The 16540-nt window shown below is 56.0% G+C and carries 18 protein-coding genes; 9 read left to right on the top strand and 9 right to left on the bottom strand.

The window, feature by feature from the left end; genetic code table 11:
• The first annotated feature begins 51 nt into the window (after positions 1-51).
• Genes KO1_RS14360 through idi form a run of 4 tightly spaced genes read left to right on the top strand, consistent with a single transcriptional unit; the run spans position 52 to position 3468 of the window.
• The gene (locus KO1_RS14360) at positions 52-1545 is read left to right on the top strand and encodes a UbiD family decarboxylase (protein ID WP_023321610.1); all 1494 of its coding nucleotides are present in this window, start codon (positions 52-54) and stop codon (positions 1543-1545) included.
• A 12-nt stretch (positions 1546-1557) separates the two neighbouring features.
• Complete coding sequence (locus tag KO1_RS14355; RefSeq protein WP_004105547.1) at positions 1558-2136, top strand: UbiX family flavin prenyltransferase; 579 nt, start codon at positions 1558-1560, stop codon at positions 2134-2136.
• A 14-nt stretch (positions 2137-2150) separates the two neighbouring features.
• Complete coding sequence (locus KO1_RS14350; protein ID WP_024274697.1) at positions 2151-2867, top strand: DUF554 domain-containing protein; 717 nt, start codon at positions 2151-2153, stop codon at positions 2865-2867.
• A 52-nt stretch (positions 2868-2919) separates the two neighbouring features.
• Positions 2920-3468 carry an isopentenyl-diphosphate Delta-isomerase gene (gene idi, locus KO1_RS14345; RefSeq protein WP_004105550.1) on the top strand — a complete coding sequence of 183 codons (549 nt, stop codon included), beginning with the start codon at positions 2920-2922 and terminating at the stop codon, positions 3466-3468.
• A gap of 106 nt (positions 3469-3574) precedes the next feature.
• On the opposite strand, the gene lysS is transcribed toward idi, so the two are convergent.
• The 5 genes from lysS to xerD all read right to left on the bottom strand — a co-directional run bounded on the left by lysS (position 3575) and on the right by xerD (position 9657).
• The gene (lysS, locus tag KO1_RS14340) at positions 3575-5092 is read right to left on the bottom strand and encodes a lysine--tRNA ligase (RefSeq protein ID WP_004105551.1); all 1518 of its coding nucleotides are present in this window, start codon (positions 5090-5092) and stop codon (positions 3575-3577) included.
• A gap of 9 nt (positions 5093-5101) precedes the next feature.
• Positions 5102-6200 (bottom strand): peptide chain release factor 2 gene (gene prfB, locus KO1_RS14335; RefSeq protein ID WP_097365639.1). Its coding sequence is split into 2 segments (ribosomal slippage): positions 5102-6124 and positions 6126-6200, totalling 1098 coding nucleotides; the frame shifts between segments, so codons are not numbered across the junction.
• Between the two features lie 85 nt (positions 6201-6285).
• On the bottom strand, positions 6286-8019 hold the full coding sequence (gene recJ, locus KO1_RS14330; RefSeq protein WP_004105553.1) for a single-stranded-DNA-specific exonuclease RecJ: 1734 nt from the start codon (positions 8017-8019) through the stop codon (positions 6286-6288).
• Between the two features lie 5 nt (positions 8020-8024).
• A complete protein-coding gene (gene dsbC, locus KO1_RS14325) occupies positions 8025-8738 on the bottom strand; it encodes a bifunctional protein-disulfide isomerase/oxidoreductase DsbC (RefSeq protein WP_064406949.1) in 714 nt (237 codons plus the stop codon).
• Between the two features lie 22 nt (positions 8739-8760).
• On the bottom strand, positions 8761-9657 hold the full coding sequence (gene xerD, locus KO1_RS14320) for a site-specific tyrosine recombinase XerD (RefSeq protein WP_004105555.1): 897 nt from the start codon (positions 9655-9657) through the stop codon (positions 8761-8763).
• Between the two features lie 121 nt (positions 9658-9778).
• On the opposite strand from xerD, the gene fldB reads away from it, so the two are divergent.
• Positions 9779-10300 carry a flavodoxin FldB gene (gene fldB, locus KO1_RS14315; protein WP_004105557.1) on the top strand — a complete coding sequence of 174 codons (522 nt, stop codon included), beginning with the start codon at positions 9779-9781 and terminating at the stop codon, positions 10298-10300.
• Between the two features lie 8 nt (positions 10301-10308).
• Here fldB and KO1_RS14310 read toward each other — a convergent pair whose 3' ends face one another.
• Positions 10309-10719 carry a protein YgfX gene (locus KO1_RS14310; RefSeq protein WP_004105559.1) on the bottom strand — a complete coding sequence of 137 codons (411 nt, stop codon included), beginning with the start codon at positions 10717-10719 and terminating at the stop codon, positions 10309-10311.
• Positions 10700-10966, bottom strand: a complete 267-nt coding sequence (gene sdhE, locus KO1_RS14305) for an FAD assembly factor SdhE (protein WP_004105561.1) — start codon at positions 10964-10966, stop codon at positions 10700-10702. The genes KO1_RS14310 and sdhE overlap by 20 nt, the downstream gene beginning before the upstream one ends.
• A 243-nt stretch (positions 10967-11209) precedes the next feature.
• On the opposite strand from sdhE, the gene ygfZ reads away from it, so the two are divergent.
• On the top strand, positions 11210-12193 hold the full coding sequence (ygfZ, locus tag KO1_RS14300) for a tRNA-modifying protein YgfZ (protein WP_004115279.1): 984 nt from the start codon (positions 11210-11212) through the stop codon (positions 12191-12193).
• 127 nt (positions 12194-12320) lie between these two features.
• Here the strand turns inward: ygfZ and trhA are convergent, their stop codons facing one another.
• Positions 12321-12980, bottom strand: a complete 660-nt coding sequence (trhA, locus tag KO1_RS14295) for a PAQR family membrane homeostasis protein TrhA (RefSeq protein ID WP_004105569.1) — start codon at positions 12978-12980, stop codon at positions 12321-12323.
• A 161-nt stretch (positions 12981-13141) separates the two neighbouring features.
• Positions 13142-13453, bottom strand: a complete 312-nt coding sequence (gene yqfB, locus KO1_RS14290) for a N(4)-acetylcytidine aminohydrolase (protein ID WP_017145456.1) — start codon at positions 13451-13453, stop codon at positions 13142-13144.
• Between the two features lie 50 nt (positions 13454-13503).
• Between yqfB and KO1_RS14285 the strand changes: the two genes are divergently transcribed.
• The 3 genes from KO1_RS14285 (at position 13504) to KO1_RS14275 (ending at position 16466) form a co-directional block, all read left to right on the top strand.
• Positions 13504-14232 (top strand): MurR/RpiR family transcriptional regulator, encoded by a 729-nt coding sequence (locus KO1_RS14285; RefSeq protein ID WP_064352017.1) that lies wholly within the window; start codon positions 13504-13506, stop codon positions 14230-14232.
• Positions 14233-14352: 120 nt separating this feature from the next.
• Positions 14353-15786 carry a 6-phospho-beta-glucosidase gene (locus tag KO1_RS14280; protein ID WP_004105576.1) on the top strand — a complete coding sequence of 478 codons (1434 nt, stop codon included), beginning with the start codon at positions 14353-14355 and terminating at the stop codon, positions 15784-15786.
• Positions 15787-15974: 188 nt separating this feature from the next.
• On the top strand, positions 15975-16466 hold the full coding sequence (locus tag KO1_RS14275) for a protein disulfide oxidoreductase (RefSeq protein ID WP_004105578.1): 492 nt from the start codon (positions 15975-15977) through the stop codon (positions 16464-16466).
• The last annotated feature ends 74 nt before the right edge of the window (positions 16467-16540 follow it).

The following is a 16540-nucleotide window of genomic DNA, read 5'->3' as shown; positions in this document are numbered from 1 at the left end:
CAGGGAAAATATTGTGCCGGGAGCAAAGCTTCTTTTCCGAAGGAATATCCCATGACAAATAGTGATAACAAAACACCCTCATCGGTACATGATTTACGCTCCGCGCTGGAGCTGCTGAAAACGCTTCCCGGCGAGTATGTTGAAACCAATACCGAAGTCGACCCGCACGCCGAACTCTCCGGCGTCTATCGTTACGTAGGCGCCGGCGGGACCTGCCAGCGTCCGACCCGCAAGAATGGCCCGGTCATGGTCTTCAATAAAATCAAAGGTTTTGAAAATATCAGCGTGGCGATTGGCCTGAATGGCTCCCGCCAGCGCGTCAGCCATTTTCTCCAGTGTGAACCGGCTAAACTGGGGCATCTGCTGAAGGATTCAGTAGAAAACGCAATAGCCCCGGTGATGACCCAGGGCGCAGCGGTATGCCAGCAAGTGGTCCATCTGGCAAGCGATGCCGATTTCGATCTGCGCAAGCTGCTGCCGGCACCGACGAATACCGAAGAAGACGCCGGCCCCTATATTACGATGGGCCTGTGCTACGCCTCCGATCCAGAAACGCATGAGTCCGATATCACCATTCATCGCCTGTGCGTCCAGAGCCGCGACGAACTCTCCATGTGGCTAACGCCCGGCCGCCATATCGATGCTTTTCGCATGAAGGCGGAAGCGGCAGGCCAGCCGCTGCCGATTTCAATCAGCATCGGCGTCGATCCGGCCATTGAAATTGCCGCCTGTTTCGAGCCGCCGACCACCCCGCTGGGCTTCAACGAGTTAAGCATCGCCGGCGCGCTGCGCGGCAAAGCGGTGGAGATGACGCAGTGTAAAACCATTAACGAGAAAGCGATCGCCCACGCTGAGATCGTGATTGAAGGCGAACTGCTGCCCAACGCGCGCGTACGAGAAGATCAGAACACCCATACCGGCCGCGCGATGCCTGAGTTTCCGGGCTATACCGGCGAAGCTAAAGAGGCGATCCCGGTCATCAAAGTGAAAGCCGTCACTCACCGTATCAATCCTATCTGGCGCACCACCGTAGGACCAGGCGAAGAACACGTCAATATGGCCGGTATCCCGACCGAAGCCAGCATTCTGGATATGGTCGAACGCGCGATGCCTGGCAAGCTGCTGAACGTCTTTGCCCATTCGGCTGGCGGCGGCAAGCTGCTGGCGGTGCTGCAGTTCAAAAAATCCTCCCCGGCGGACGAAGGGCGCCAGCGTCAGGCTGCTCTGCTGGCGTTCTCAGCCTTCCCGGAACTGAAGCACGTCATTCTGGTTGATGAAGACGTCGATATTTTCGACAGCGACGACGTGCTTTGGGCCATGCAAACCCGCTACCAGGGCGATGTCGATACAATCACTATTCCCGGCGTTCGCTGCCATCCGCTCGATCCGTCGCAGGTACCGGAATACAGCCCGAGCATCCTGCAGCAGGGAATGTCCTGCAAAACGATATTCGACTGCACCGTGCCGTTCCATCTGAAGCACAACTTCCAGCGCTCCAGATTTAAAGAAGTGGACGTGAAGCGCTTCCTGCCGGATTTCGAATAAAAGGAGAACCTCATGACGGCACGCATCATCATTGGTATCAGCGGCGCATCCGGGTTTCAGTACGGCGTTAAGGCGCTGGAGCTACTGCGCCCGCATCCCGTTGAAGTCCACCTGGTCGTCTCTAAAGGCGCGGAAAAAACCTGCGAGCTGGAGACGGATTACCGCCTGGACGAGGTGATGGCGCTGGCCGACGTGGTGCATCCCATCGCCAATCTTGGCGCAGCTATCTCCAGCGGTTCATTTAAAACGCTGGGGATGCTGGTCGCGCCGTGTTCAATGCGTTCTTTAGGCGCCATCGCCCACTGCCTGACCGACAACCTGCTCACCCGCGCGGCAGACGTGGTGCTGAAAGAACGTCGCCGCCTGGTGCTGCTGGCCCGGGAAACGCCGCTGAACCTCGGCCACATCCGCAATATGGCCGCCGTAACCGAAATGGGCGGAATTATCTTTCCGCCGGTCCCGGCGCTTTACCAGCGTCCGCAAACGGCGGACGACATCGTTACCCATAGCGTCAATCGCGCGCTCGATCTGTTTGACCTGCAGGTCAACAACATCCCCCGCTGGGGTGAAGGCGAGCTATGTTTTAATTAACCGGAAATTATTCAATGTTAATCGGCCCATATGTAAACGGAGCCGCCGTGATTATCGGCGGACTCATCGGCGCTGTGGCGGGCGGCAAGCTCCCCGAGCGCGTCAAAACGGCGCTGCCGATGACCTTCGGCCTGTGCTCCGTTGGTCTTGGTATTACGCTGGTGCTCAAAGTTAAATATATGCCCGCCGTCGTGCTGGCAATGGTGATTGGCGCCATCCTCGGCGAACTGCTGCATCTGGAAAAGGGCATCGGTAAAGCCGCAGGTTCCACCCGCGGTTTGATCAACAAAGTGCTGCCACCGGTCAATGGCCTCGGCCATGAAGAGTTTACCGAGAAATTTGTCGCCATCCTGGTTCTGTTTTGCGCCAGCGGCACCGGTATTTTCGGCGCGATGACCGAAGGCATGAGCGGCGATCCGTCAATTCTGTATATCAAAACGATTCTCGATCTATTTACCGCCGGGATTTTCGCGACGCTGCTGGGCTACGCGGTGATGACCATTGCTATCCCGCAGGTCATTATTCAGGTGGCGCTGGCGATGCTGGCGGTGGTTATTCTGCCGTCGATCTCGCCTGATATGATGGCGGATTTCTCCTGCGCCGGCGGGCTGCTGATGGTGGCGACCGGGTTGCGTATCTGTAACATTAAGCTCTTTCCGGTAGCCAACATGTTGCCAGGGCTTGTTTTGGTAATGCCTTTGTCCCATTTATGGGCTACCCTAGTGGCCTGAGTACATGACCCGGCGGGTTTGTGCCGGGTCATTTTCTATTTCAGGAGTTGTCATGGCCGGGGAACATGTCATTTTGCTGGACGAGCAAGATAAGCCTACAGGTATGCTGGAGAAGTATGCCGCCCACACCCTCAATACCCCTCTGCATCTCGCGTTTTCCAGCTGGCTGTTCAATGAACAAGGCCAACTGCTGGTCACGCGCCGCTCGCTGGGCAAAAAAGCCTGGCCAGGCGTATGGACGAACTCAGTCTGCGGGCATCCGCAAACCGGCGAAACCTTTGAACAGGCCGTTGAGCGCCGCTGCCGCTTTGAGCTCGGCGTCGAGATAACCCGTATCGTCCCGGTCTTTCCGGGGTTCCGTTACCGGGCCGTCGCGCCGAATGGCATTGTCGAAAACGAGGTCTGTCCGGTCTATGCGGCACGAGTAGCCAGCGCGTTACGGATAAATCCTGACGAAGTGATGGATTTTCAGTGGAGCCATCTTGAGGATGTTTTAAGCGCAATTCGCGCGACGCCCTGGGCTTTTAGCCCGTGGATGGTCATGCAGGCTGCGGATGATAATGCGCGTAATGCCTTAATAAGCTTTAGCCGCCAGGCATAAAAAACCCCAGCAGCGCTGGGGTTTCGTTTATTACAGTCTACCCGCCATACTTCAGGTTGCATGTGCGTTGGCTTTCATGCAACTCGAATGATTCAGGGTTCAGAACTTATTTTACCGGACGCATCGCCGGGAACAGGATCACGTCGCGGATAGTGTGGCTGTTGGTAAACAGCATCACCATACGGTCGATACCAATACCGAGACCTGCGGTCGGCGGCAGGCCGTGCTCCAGCGCGGTGACGTAGTCTTCGTCATAAAACATGGCTTCGTCGTCACCGGCAGCTTTCGCGTTAACCTGATCGAGGAAACGCTGCGCCTGGTCTTCCGCATCGTTCAGCTCGCTAAAGCCGTTACCGATTTCACGCCCGCCGATGAAGAATTCAAAACGATCGGTGATTTCCGGGTTCTCGTCGTTACGACGCGCCAGCGGAGAGACTTCTGCCGGATATTCGGTGATGAAGGTTGGCTGAATCAGGTGCGCTTCCGCCACTTCTTCGAAGATCTCGGTCACGATGCGGCCCAGACCCCAGCTCTTCTCAACGTGAATGCCGATGCTTTCCGCAATGGCTTTTGCAGAATCGAAGTTATCCAGATCGGCCATCTCGGTTTCCGGACGGTACTTCTTGATCGCTTCGCGCATCGTCAGTTTTTCAAACGGCTTGCCGAAATCAAAGGTCTGATCGCCGTAAGGCACTTCGGTATGGCCGAGAACGTCCTGCGCCAGGGTGCGGAACAGGGATTCGGTCAGCTCGATCAGGTCTTTATAGTCCGCATAGGCCATATAGAGTTCCATCATGGTGAACTCTGGGTTATGACGAACGGAGATACCTTCGTTACGGAAGTTACGGTTGATTTCGAACACGCGCTCGAAGCCGCCAACCACCAGACGCTTCAGGTACAGTTCCGGCGCGATGCGCAGGTACATATCCAGATCCAGCGCGTTGTGATGGGTGATGAACGGACGGGCGGAAGCGCCACCGGGGATCACCTGCATCATCGGGGTTTCCACTTCCATAAAGCCGCGGCCGACCATGAACTGGCGGATGCCGGCCAGGATCTGCGAACGCACTTTAAAGGTGTTGCGCGATTCATCGTTGGAGATCAGATCCAGGTAGCGCTGACGATAGCGCGCTTCCTGATCCTGCAGGCCGTGGAATTTGTCCGGCAGCGGGCGCAGGGCTTTGGTCAGCAGGCGCAGCTCGGTGCAATGGATGGAGAGTTCACCGGTCTTGGTTTTGAACAGCTTACCGCGCGCCGCGATGATGTCCCCGAGGTCCCATTTTTTGAACTGCTCGTTGTAGACGCCTTCCGCCAGATCGTCGCGGGCGACGTACAGCTGAATGCGGCCGCCAACGTCCTGCAGCGTAACGAAGGAGGCTTTACCCATGATACGGCGGGTCATCATGCGGCCAGCAACGGCGACTTCAACGTTCAGCGCTTCCAGCTCTTCGTTTTCTTTGGCATCGAATTCAGCGTGCAGTTGGTCAGAGGTGTGGTCACGACGGAAATCATTCGGGAACGGGATACCCTGCTCACGCAGCGCAGCCAGCTTCTCACGACGGGCTTTCAGTTCATTATTAAGGTCAATTGCCGCGTCAGCGCCCTGTGCTTGTTGTTCAGACATGTTGGTTCCTCATAACCCTGCTTTCAAACTTGCTTCGATAAATTGATCCAGGCTGCCGTCCAGCACCGCCTGAGTGTTGCGGGTTTCCACCCCGGTACGCAGATCTTTAATGCGGGAGTCATCCAGCACGTAAGAACGGATCTGGCTGCCCCAGCCGATGTCGGATTTGGTATCTTCCATCGCCTGCTTCTCGGCATTTTTCTTCTGCATTTCCAGCTCATAAAGCTTCGCTTTCATCTGCTTCATGGCCTGGTCTTTGTTCTTGTGCTGTGAACGGTCGTTCTGGCACTGGGTCACTAAGCCGGTCGGAATATGGGTGATACGCACCGCGGATTCCGTACGGTTAACGTGCTGACCGCCCGCGCCGGATGCGCGATAAACGTCAATGCGCAGATCCGCCGGGTTGATTTCGATATCAATGTCGTCATCCACTTCCGGATAAACGAACGCGGAGCTGAAAGAGGTATGGCGGCGGCCGCCGGAATCGAACGGGCTCTTACGTACCAGACGATGAACGCCGGTTTCGGTACGCAGCCAGCCGTAAGCGTAGTCGCCAATAATCTTGATGGTCACGGACTTAATGCCCGCCACTTCGCCTTCAGACTCTTCGATGATCTCGGTCTTGAAGCCGCGCGCTTCGGCCCAGCGCAGATACATGCGCATCAGCATGCTCGCCCAGTCCTGCGCTTCCGTACCGCCGGAACCGGCCTGGATGTCGAGGTAGCAATCGGCGCTGTCGTATTCACCGGAGAACATGCGGCGGAACTCAAGCTGCGCCAGCTTCTCTTCCAGCACATCAAGCTCAGCAACGGCTTCGTTAAAGGTCTCTTCGTCGTCGGCTTCAACGGCCAGCTCCAGCAGACCGGAAACATCCTCCAGCCCCTGAGACATCTGATCCAGCGTATCAACGATGGCTTCCAGCGAGGAACGCTCTTTGCCCAGCGCCTGCGCACGTTCTGGTTCGTTCCAGACGTCAGGCTGCTCCAGCTCGGCGTTTACTTCTTCAAGACGCTCTTTCTTAGCATCGTAGTCAAAGATACCCCCTAAGAACGTCCGAGCGCTCCGTGAGGTCCTGAATACGGTTTTTTACCGGATTTATTTCAAACATGGTCGGTTTCTTTTAATGGATTCGTCAAAATGCGGTGATAAGAGCGGAATTCTACCGGATTCGCGCTCTCATTAATATACTGTTCTCAATTTGGCCAGAGGTGGTCAATGATCAGCTGCAGGCTGCGGTTGCCGCGGAACTCATTGATATCCAGCTTATAGGCAAGCTGAACTTCGCGAACGCCGTTATCCGGCCAAATGGAAGTATCCACATTGAACGCAATACCGTCCAGCAGCGGGCCGCCGCCGACCGGCTCAACCATCACCTTCAGGTGACGCTCGCCGACCAGACGCTGTTGTAGCAGACGAAAACGGCCATCGAACAGCGGCTCAGGGAACATCTGCCCCCATGGCCCGGCGTCGCGCAGCATTTGTGCGACCTCCATGCTCATCTCTGCCGCCGCCAGCGGGCCGTCGGAGACCACTTCGCCCTGCAGTAGCGCAGGATCGAGCCACTCGGTCACCAGTTCGCCGAAACGCTGCTGAAACTCCTCAAAACGCGCCTCTTCTAACGACAAACCCGCCGCCATGGCATGACCACCGAACTTCAGAATCAGCCCGGGATAGAGGGTATCCAGACGCTCCAGCGCATCGCGCATATGCAGCCCCTGAATCGACCGACCTGAGCCTTTGAGCGTACCGTCACCGGTGGGCGCAAAGGCGATAACCGGGCGATGGAAGCGCTCTTTAATACGCGAGGCCAGAATGCCGACGACGCCCTGATGCCACTGCGGGTGGTACATCGCCAGGCCGCCGGGCAGCGTCTCGCTGCTGCGTTCCAGCTTTTCACACAGGGTCAGCGCTTCCGCCTGCATCCCCTGTTCTATCTCTTTACGCGTCTGGTTTAACGCGTCCAGCTCATTGGCCAGCACCCGCGCTTCGCCGGTGTTGTCGCACAGCAGCAGCGCCACGCCGACGGACATGTCGTCCAGCCGCCCAGCCGCATTAAGGCGCGGGCCAAGCGCGAAGCCGAGATCGCTTGCCGCCAGCTTTTGCGGATCGCGGTTGGCGATTTCCAGCAGCGCCTTGATGCCCGGACGGCATTTACCTGCCCGAATGCGGCTCAGCCCCTGCCAGGTCAGAATACGGTTGTTGGCATCCAGCGGTACGACGTCCGCCACGGTGCCAAGCGCCACCAGATCGAGTAAATCCGCCAGATTCGGCGGCGCAATGCCGCGCTCATCAAACCAACCTTTATCACGCAGAAAAGTGCGCAGCGCCAGCATCAGATAAAAGGCCACGCCAACCCCGGCCAGCGATTTTGACGGGAACTCGCAGTCCCGCAGGTTCGGGTTAATAATCGCTTCGGCGGCAGGCAGCGTATCCCCCGGCAGATGGTGATCGGTCACCAGCACCGGAATACCCAGCGCATGGGCGCGCTCGACGCCGGCGTGGGAGGAAATGCCGTTATCCACGGTCATTATCATCTGCGCGCCGCGGGCGTGAGCCTGATCGACCACTTCCGGACTCAGGCCATAGCCATCCTCAAAACGGTTTGGCACCAGGTACGAGACGTTGCCGTAGCCCAGCCCCCGCAGGGCCAGAACGCTAAGCGCAGTACTGGTAGCGCCGTCGGCGTCAAAATCGCCGACCACCACAATGTGCAGCTCCTGCTTAAATGCGCCGTAGAGCATCTCTACCGCTTTTTCGACGCCGGTCAGCTGCGACCATGGCAGCATACCTTTTACACCGCGTTCCAGCTCCTGCGCGCTACGCACGCCGCGGCTGGCGTACAGCCGCTGCAGCAGCGGAGGGAGATCGTCAGGTAAATCGACGCCGTCAGCCGCCTCGCGGCGGCGTAGTTGTATCTGTTGTTTCACGCGAATCAGTTACCGCTTATCTGTTTTTGATGCTCATCAAGGAGCGCTTTCAGGTCTTTAGGATCGCGATAGCCAGGCATCAGCGTACCGTCGCTCAGTACCATCGCCGGCGTGCCGTTAACGCCAAGCTGCACGCCGAGCGTGTAGTGTTTAGCGATATCAACATCGCAGCTCGCTGGCTGCACGCCTTTGCCGCTCATCGCGTTATCCAGCGCTTTGTTGCGATCTTTGGCGCACCAGATAGCCTTCATATTCTGCTCGGCTTCGCTTTGCAGCCCCTGGCGCGGGAAGGCCAGATAGCGCACGGTAATCCCCAGCGCGTTATAGTCGCTCATCTGCTCATGCAGCTTGTGGCAATAACCGCAGGTAATATCGGTGAAGACGGTGATGACATGTTTTTCCTGCGGCGCTTTGTAGACGATCATCTCTTTTTCCAGGGCGTTTAGCTTCCCCCCCAGCAGCGCATTGGTAACGTTTACCGGCTGCGCGCCGCTGACATCGTACATCGGCCCCTGGATAATGTGTTTACCATCATCGGTGACGTACAGCACGCCGCTGTCCGTCAACACGGTGCTGATGCCTTTGACCGGCGAAGGCCGCACGTCCGAGCTCTGCACGCCAAGCTTCGCCAGCAGTTGCTTGATCGCCGCGCTATCGGCATGCGCCGCACCGGATAAGGTGGTCGCCAGCAGAGTGAACATCAGTAAACCTTTTTTCATACTCAGTCCTTTTTTTCAGCACTCACGCACGCGGGTGATGCTGTTGATGGAGTTGTCGCAGACGCTCGGTCGCCACGTGGGTATAGATCTGCGTCGTGGAGAGATCGCTGTGTCCTAACAGCATCTGCACCACGCGTAAGTCGGCGCCGTGATTAAGTAAATGGGTAGCGAACGCATGGCGCAGCACGTGCGGAGAGAGCTTTTCGCTGTCAATTCCCGCCAGTACGGCATAGTGCTTAATTCGATGCCAGAACGTCTGGCGCGTCATCTGCTGCGCGCGCTGGCTGGGAAAAAGCACATCGGAAGCCACGCCGTTCAGCAGCCAGGGACGCCCGTACTCCAGGTAATTCTCAACCCACAGTACCGCCTCTTCGCCTAACGGCACCAGACGTTCTTTATTTCCTTTACCGATCACGCGCAGCACGCCCTGACGCAGGCTGATATCGCTCATGGTCAGGCCCACCAGTTCAGAAACGCGCAGACCGGTGGCGTACAGCACTTCCAGCATCGCTTTATCACGCAGTTCCAGCGGTTGTTCAACCAAAGGGGCCTGAAGCAGGCGCTCAACCTGCGCCTCGCTCAGATCCTTCGGCAGCCGCTGCGGCAGCTTTGGCGATGCGAGCAGCGCGCTGGGGTCATCGGGGCGAATTTTTTCCCGGTACAGATGCTGGAAGAAGCGACGCACGGCGCTTAGCAGGCGCGCGGTGCTGGTGGCTTTATAACCGCCGGTTTGCCGCTCCGCCAGCAGCGACTGCAGATCTTCGCCGCTGACGCTGGCAAGCGACAGGCCACGATGATGCAGCCATTCCACGACCATCGTCAGATCCCGGCGGTAGGCGCTCAGCGTGTTTTCCGCCAGATTCCGCTCCAGCCACAAGGCATCAAGAAACTGCTCGATTTGTGCGAGATCCTGTTCCACTCCGGCCTCTTTGTATATTAAAACGGCGCCATTATACCCTAAATAATTCGAGTTGCAGGCGGGCGCGGCCTTTCTGGTACACTAAGCGCAAAGTCACAGCAAGAATTGAGACGTTTCCGCGATGAACATAGGTCTTTTTTACGGCTCCAGCACCTGCTACACAGAAATGGCGGCGGAAAAAATCCGCGATATCATCGGCCCTGAACTGGTGACGCTGCATAACCTGAAAGATGATTCCCCTGCCCTGATGACGCAATATGATGTGCTGATCCTCGGCATTCCAACCTGGGATTTTGGCGAGATCCAGGAGGACTGGGAGGCGGTCTGGCAGCAGCTTGATACGCTGGATCTGCAGGGTAAAATCGTCGCGCTCTATGGCATGGGCGACCAGCTAGGCTACGGCGAATGGTTCCTTGACGCGCTCGGCATGCTGCACGATAAGCTGGCAACAAAAGGGGTTAAGTTCATCGGCTACTGGCCAACCGAAGGCTATGAATTTACCAGCCCGAAACCGGTCATCGCCGACGGCCAGCTGTTCGTTGGTCTGGCGCTCGATGAAACCAACCAGTATGACCTGAGCGATGAGCGTATTCAGAACTGGTGCGAGCAAATCCTCGGCGAAATGGCTGAGCAGTTCGCCTGAGTCCAGGCTTAATCTTGCGTCGGTTTCTGTAACACCAGCCGACGCAGATCGCGCCACTCGCCCGCGTCCATGCTATCCGCCGCCACCCATAGATGCTGAGTGCGTTGGTTTTCCGTATTTCGCAGACGCAGCAGCATTCCGCTATTGATTACCCACGGGGTGCCGACGATATCCCACTCCGCTTTTTGCCAGCGCAGGCGAGAGTCAATCAGCAACTTTATTTCCCCCTGTCTGGCATGGATCCGCCGCTGGCTGCGCACGCAGTCGAACACCACCAGCGACAGCAGTATCAGCCACAGCGGGGTATAGCTCAGCGGCCAGGGCAACACCAGCACCAGCGCCGCCACCACGCCGTGCATCAACAGTGAGAACCATTGCGCTCGCCACGAGATGCGTAAATCAGATTGCCACAGGACCACGTTCCCGATTCCGTGTCTGAATTAATTTTACCATCCGCTGCAGTTCTGCATCAGCCGGTTCGCCATGGTTCATCAACCAGTTGAACAGGTCCGGATCGTCATTTTCCAGCAGGCGGATGAACAACCGCTTATCGTCATCACTGAGCGTATCGTACTCATGCTCAAAAAACGGCATGATGGAGATATCGAGTTCACGCATTCCCCGGCGGCATGCCCAGTGGATGCGAGCTTTATTGTTAATATCCATGTTTTACTTCCTGCTTATAAATATTGCTTAGTTTAACCCGTTTTCGCCGCTGACTTCACTGGAATATCAAGATCCACGAGCGCTATTCCATGAAATCTCTAAAATAATCAGGTTATTGATAATTTCGTTCGCGTTAGCGCCCAGTTTTGAGGGCACGAATGGCCTGGCAAAAGCGCTTGCATTGCACCATAGCTCTTTTACCATTAGTCACACACTCTGCGTTAAGCTATTCAGGATATGACTATGGCTTTTACACCTTTTCCTCCGCGTCAGCCCTCCTCTTCCGCTCGTCTGCCGTTAACGCTGATGACGCTGGATGACTGGGCGCTGGCGACGATTACCGGGCCGGATGGCGAGAAATATCTGCAGGGGCAGATCACCGCTGACGTCAGCCACCTGACCGACGAGCAGCATCTGCTTGCCGCGCATTGTGACGCCAAGGGCAAGATGTGGAGCAATCTGCGCGTTTTCCGTCGCAACGAGGGTTTTGCGTGGATTGAGCGCCGCAGCCTGCGCGATGCGCAGCTGACTGAACTGAAAAAGTATGCGGTGTTCTCTAAAGTGACCATCGCCGCCGACGATGAATCCGTGCTGCTGGGCGTTGCCGGGTTCCAGGCACGCGCTGCGCTGACGCCGCTGTTTAACGAGCTGCCGAATGCCGATAAACAGGTTGTCAGCGAAGGTGCCACCAGCGTGCTGTGGTTTGAGCATCCCGCCGAGCGCTTCCTGCTGGTGACCGATGTGGCAACCGCCACCCGCATCACCGACGCGCTGCGCGGCGAAGCACAGCTAAACAATAGCCAGCAGTGGCTGGCGCTGAATATTGAAGCTGGCCTGCCGGTCATCGACAGCGCCAACAGCGCGCAGTTTATTCCGCAGGCCACCAACCTGCAGGCGCTGGGCGGCATCAGCTTCAAAAAAGGCTGCTATACCGGTCAGGAGATGGTTGCCCGCGCTAAATTCCGCGGTGCCAACAAGCGCGCCCTGTGGTATCTGGCCGGGACCGCCAGCCGCGTGCCTGAAGCCGGGGAAGACCTGGAAATGAAGATGGGTGACAACTGGCGTCGTACCGGTACCGTTTTAGCGGCCGTGCAGCTGGATGATGGTCGCCTGCTGGTGCAGGTAGTGATGAATAACGATATGGAGCCGGGCAGCGTATTCCGCGTGCGCGACGATGCCGGCAGCCTGAGCATTGAGCCGCTGCCGTATTCGCTGGAAGAGAGTTAAAGCGATATTCCCCGCCGCCTTCTTCCTGGAGGCGGCGATAACGCGCCTGTCCCGGCTACCAGCCCTCAGACGACGGTGAACCTGTAGCCCGGCTAAGCGTAGCGCGAGCCGGGAGATTTCTCAAAATTTAAGCCTGCCCGACGTACAAATAAATCGCCAGGAAGTGGCACACGCTGCCGCCCAGCACAAAGCCGTGCCAGATAGCGTGGTTGTACGGAATACGCTTACAAACGTAGAAAATAACCCCCAGCGAATAGACGACCCCGCCCACCGCAAGCAGCGTCACGCCGCCAATCGCCAGCTTAATCGCCAGCTGATAAACGACGATCAGCGACAGCCAGCCCATAGTCAGATAGGTCACTAAAGAGAGGATCTTAAAACGATGCGCAATCGTCAGCTTAAACAGGATCCCCAGCAGCGCCAGGCTCCAGATGACGATCATCAGCCCGCGCGAGAGCGGCGAATTTAGCCCCACCAGCAGAAACGGCGTGTAGGTTCCGGCAATCAGCAGGTAGATGGCGCAGTGGTCGAATTTTTTTAGCCACAGCTTAGCCCGCTGATGCGGAATCGCGTGATAGAGGGTCGAGGCGAGGAACAGCAAAATCATGCTGCCGCCGTACAGACTGTAGCTGGTGATAGCCGTTGCGCCGGCGTTGCTATCTACCGCCTGCACCAACAACAGCACCAGACCAACGATACCGAACACCAGCCCGATCCCGTGACTGATGCTGTTGGCAACTTCCTCTGCCAGAGAATATCCCTGTGTGATTAACGATTTGCGAACCATATTTGACTCCGAAAACCCGTACGCTTTCAATGCACACTTAGGTTAACTGAGAATGATTCCAGTGAACACCTGTTCGCTAAAATAAAAAGGTGAATATTTATGAACAGTATAAAATCAAAAGCTTACATAAAAATTTCAACTAACAGACGTTCACTATTTTATTAAAGCTTTTCGAATTCAATAACATAAAACTGCTTTTCTTCAGGATAGATCTCCGCAATCACCTCACGCAGCTGCGCCAGCGTCATGTTTTCCTGCTGCGCATGCAGTTCGGTCAGCGTATCCAGCGTTACCGTTGAGGTGGCCACCACGCGAATAGTGCAAAAATAGCCGTCATCTTCATAGCGGCCAACGCGCAGCACATCGCCCGTTTTAAAGTGCGATTCAGCAGCATCGCGAATGGTAATCGTTTTGCGTCCGGCGAGAATGTCGTCCTGAAAACGCTGAAAAAAGGTTATGTCATTTGGCTGCATGATATCATTCCGTCCTGGTCATTATGAATTGTGAGTTTGCCACTGTGAGTATCTTCTCCCACGCCGCTATCGCCAGTCTCAATAATCTTGAGATGATGGTCTATCACTACGTCATTAAAAATCGCGACAAAGTGATGTACATGACCATCCGCGAGCTGGCGGAAGCGGCCGGAGTCTCCACGACTACCGTTCTGCGCTTCTGCCGCAAGCTGCAGTGCGAAGGCTACTCGGAGTTTCGCGTACGCTTTAAATTATATCTGGAGCAGAATGAGCCTCAACAGGCAAATATCGGCGCCAGCGAAATAATGAGCTTTTTTAAAAGCATCAATAACGATGAATTTGACCAACTGCTCGAGCAGGCGGTTGATATTATACTCGCTTCGGAAAGAATTATTTTCGTCGGCGCCGGCACCTCCGGCGCGCTGGCAAAATATGGCGCACGTTTCTTTTCTAACGTCGGAAAATTCAGCAATCATATCGACGATCCTTATTTTCCGGTGACCAATGATATGGCGCGTAATGCTCTGGCTATTGTGCTGTCGGTCTCCGGTGAAACCGAAGAAATCCTGCGCTTTGCCAGCCAGTTCAGCCTGCATCGCTGTAAAGTGATGTCCATCACCAGCCACGAGCACTCGCGGCTGGCAAAGCTCGCCGACTTCAATCTCTCCTGGCACGTTCCGCAAACGCGCATCGGCGGCGTCTACGATATTACCACGCAGATCCCGGTTATTTATATTCTGGAAACGTTGGGCCGTAAATTAGCGCGCAAACTCGTCTGAAAATAACAGGGTGTTTTTCCGATGTAACAAATTCCATTTCAGGCAAATTGTTATATCGTGACATTTATATTCCCTTTGTTAGACTCGCAGCCAACAGCCATTATGACGAGATGAGCAAAGATGAAAAAAATCCCTTTACCAAAAGACTTTTTATGGGGCGGTGCGGTCGCCGCACATCAGGTTGAAGGCGGCTGGAATAAAGACGGCAAAGGCCCGAGCATCTGCGACGTGCTAACCGGCGGCGCGCACGGCGTACCGCGTGAGATAACCCAGCAGGTCGAGCCGGGTAAATACTACCCCAACCACGAAGCCATCGACTTCCACGGCCGCTATAAAGAAGACATCAAGCTGTTCGCCGAGATGGGCTTCAAGTGCTTCCGTACTTCCATCGCCTGGACGCGCATCTTTCCGCAAGGCGACGAAACCCAGCCAAATGAAGAAGGGCTAAAATTTTACGATGACATGTTCGATGAACTGCTGAAGTACAACATCGAGCCGGTTATCACCCTCTCCCACTTTGAGATGCCGCTGCATCTTGTTCAGCAGTACGGCGGCTGGACCAACCGCAAAGTGGTCGATTTCTTTGTGCGTTTTGCCGAAACGGTCTTCGAGCGCTATAAGCACAAAGTGAAATACTGGATGACCTTCAACGAGATCAACAACCAGCGTAACTGGCGCGCGCCGCTGTTTGGCTACTGCTGCTCCGGCGTAGTCTATACCGAACATGAAAACCCGGAAGAGACCATGTACCAGGTGCTGCATCATCAATTCGTCGCCAGCGCGCTGGCGGTGAAAGCGGCGCGTCAAATCAACCCGGAAATGCAGGTTGGCTGCATGCTGGCGATGGTTCCTCTCTATCCGTACTCCTGTAAGCCGGAAGATGTGATGTTTGCGCAGGAATCGATGCGTGAACGCTACGTCTTTACCGACGTACAGCTGCGCGGCTACTACCCGAGCTACGTCCTGAACGAGTGGGAACGCCGCGGTTTCAATATCAAAATGGATGAAGGCGATGCGCAAATCCTGCGTGAAGGCACCTGTGCGTATCTCGGTTTCAGCTACTACATGACCAACGCGGTGAGAGCGGAAGGCGGCACCGGCGACGCAATTTCCGGCTTTGAAGGCAGCGTGCCCAATCCGCATGTCAAAGCCTCCGACTGGGGATGGCAAATTGACCCGGTTGGCCTGCGCTATGCGCTGTGCGAACTGTATGAACGCTATCAGAAACCGCTGTTCATCGTCGAAAACGGCTTTGGTGCGTACGATAAAGTAGAAGAAGACGGCAGCATCAACGACGACTACCGCATCGACTATCTTCGCGCTCACGTTGAAGAGATGATCAAAGCGGTGACCTACGATGGCGTTGAACTCATGGGCTACACCCCGTGGGGCTGCATCGACTGCGTCTCCTTCACAACCGGTCAGTACAGCAAGCGCTACGGCTTCATCTACGTCAACAAGCATGACGACGGCACCGGGGATATGTCCCGCTCGCGCAAAAAGAGCTTTAACTGGTACAAAGAGGTTATCGCCAGCAACGGCGAGAAACTGTAATCATCTTGCCCCTTCCCCTAGGGAGGGGCAAAACTTCCCACAAAACAGACACTTCTTTACAGCATTAGCGTTGCTTACGCGCCCTCAACCGATAAGATAAACCGCAACAATCGTTGAGCTGCTGACGTTTACTCAGTGAATCAACGCCGCACGCTGCCGGCCGTTACGGCGCATTACAATGTAGAAAAATGATGCTTAAAGTCTTCAGACAGCTCCTGACATGGATCCTGATTGTTGCCGCCGTCAGTCTGACGGTGGATTATCTACGCAGGCCCGCACTGCCGCAGAATTTCTCCAGCATGCCGCTGCAAACGCTTGATGGCCGAACAGTCGATCTGGCGGCAATGAGCCAGGAGCGTCCCTTATTGCTATACGTCTGGGCAACCTGGTGCAGCGTATGCCGCTATACCACCCCGTCGGTGGCTGCTTTAGCCGACGATGGCGGTAATGTTATGACGGTAGCGTTACGTTCGGGCGATAACGCCACCCTGGCGCGCTGGCTGGCGCATAAAAAAATAGCGCTGCCGACGATCAATGACGCCAGCGGTCAGCTATCCCAAGGGTGGGAGGTACAGGTCACGCCGACCCTTATCGTTATCTCGCGCGGTGAGGTGAAGTCAGTCACCACCGGCTGGACCAGCAACTGGGGAATGCGCCTGCGGCTATGGCTGGCGTCATAGCGTATTTCCCTGCTCGCGCTGCGCTTAGCAGGGCTACCCGTTCGCTGCGATATACCGATTTTGTTCCCTGGGCA

It is taken from the genome of Klebsiella oxytoca NBRC 105695, assembly GCF_001598695.1.
In the GTDB taxonomy this organism is placed as follows: domain Bacteria; phylum Pseudomonadota; class Gammaproteobacteria; order Enterobacterales; family Enterobacteriaceae; genus Klebsiella; species Klebsiella oxytoca.
Note: the sequence above shows the minus strand (reverse complement) of the source record. Positions and strands in the feature narration are given on the sequence as shown.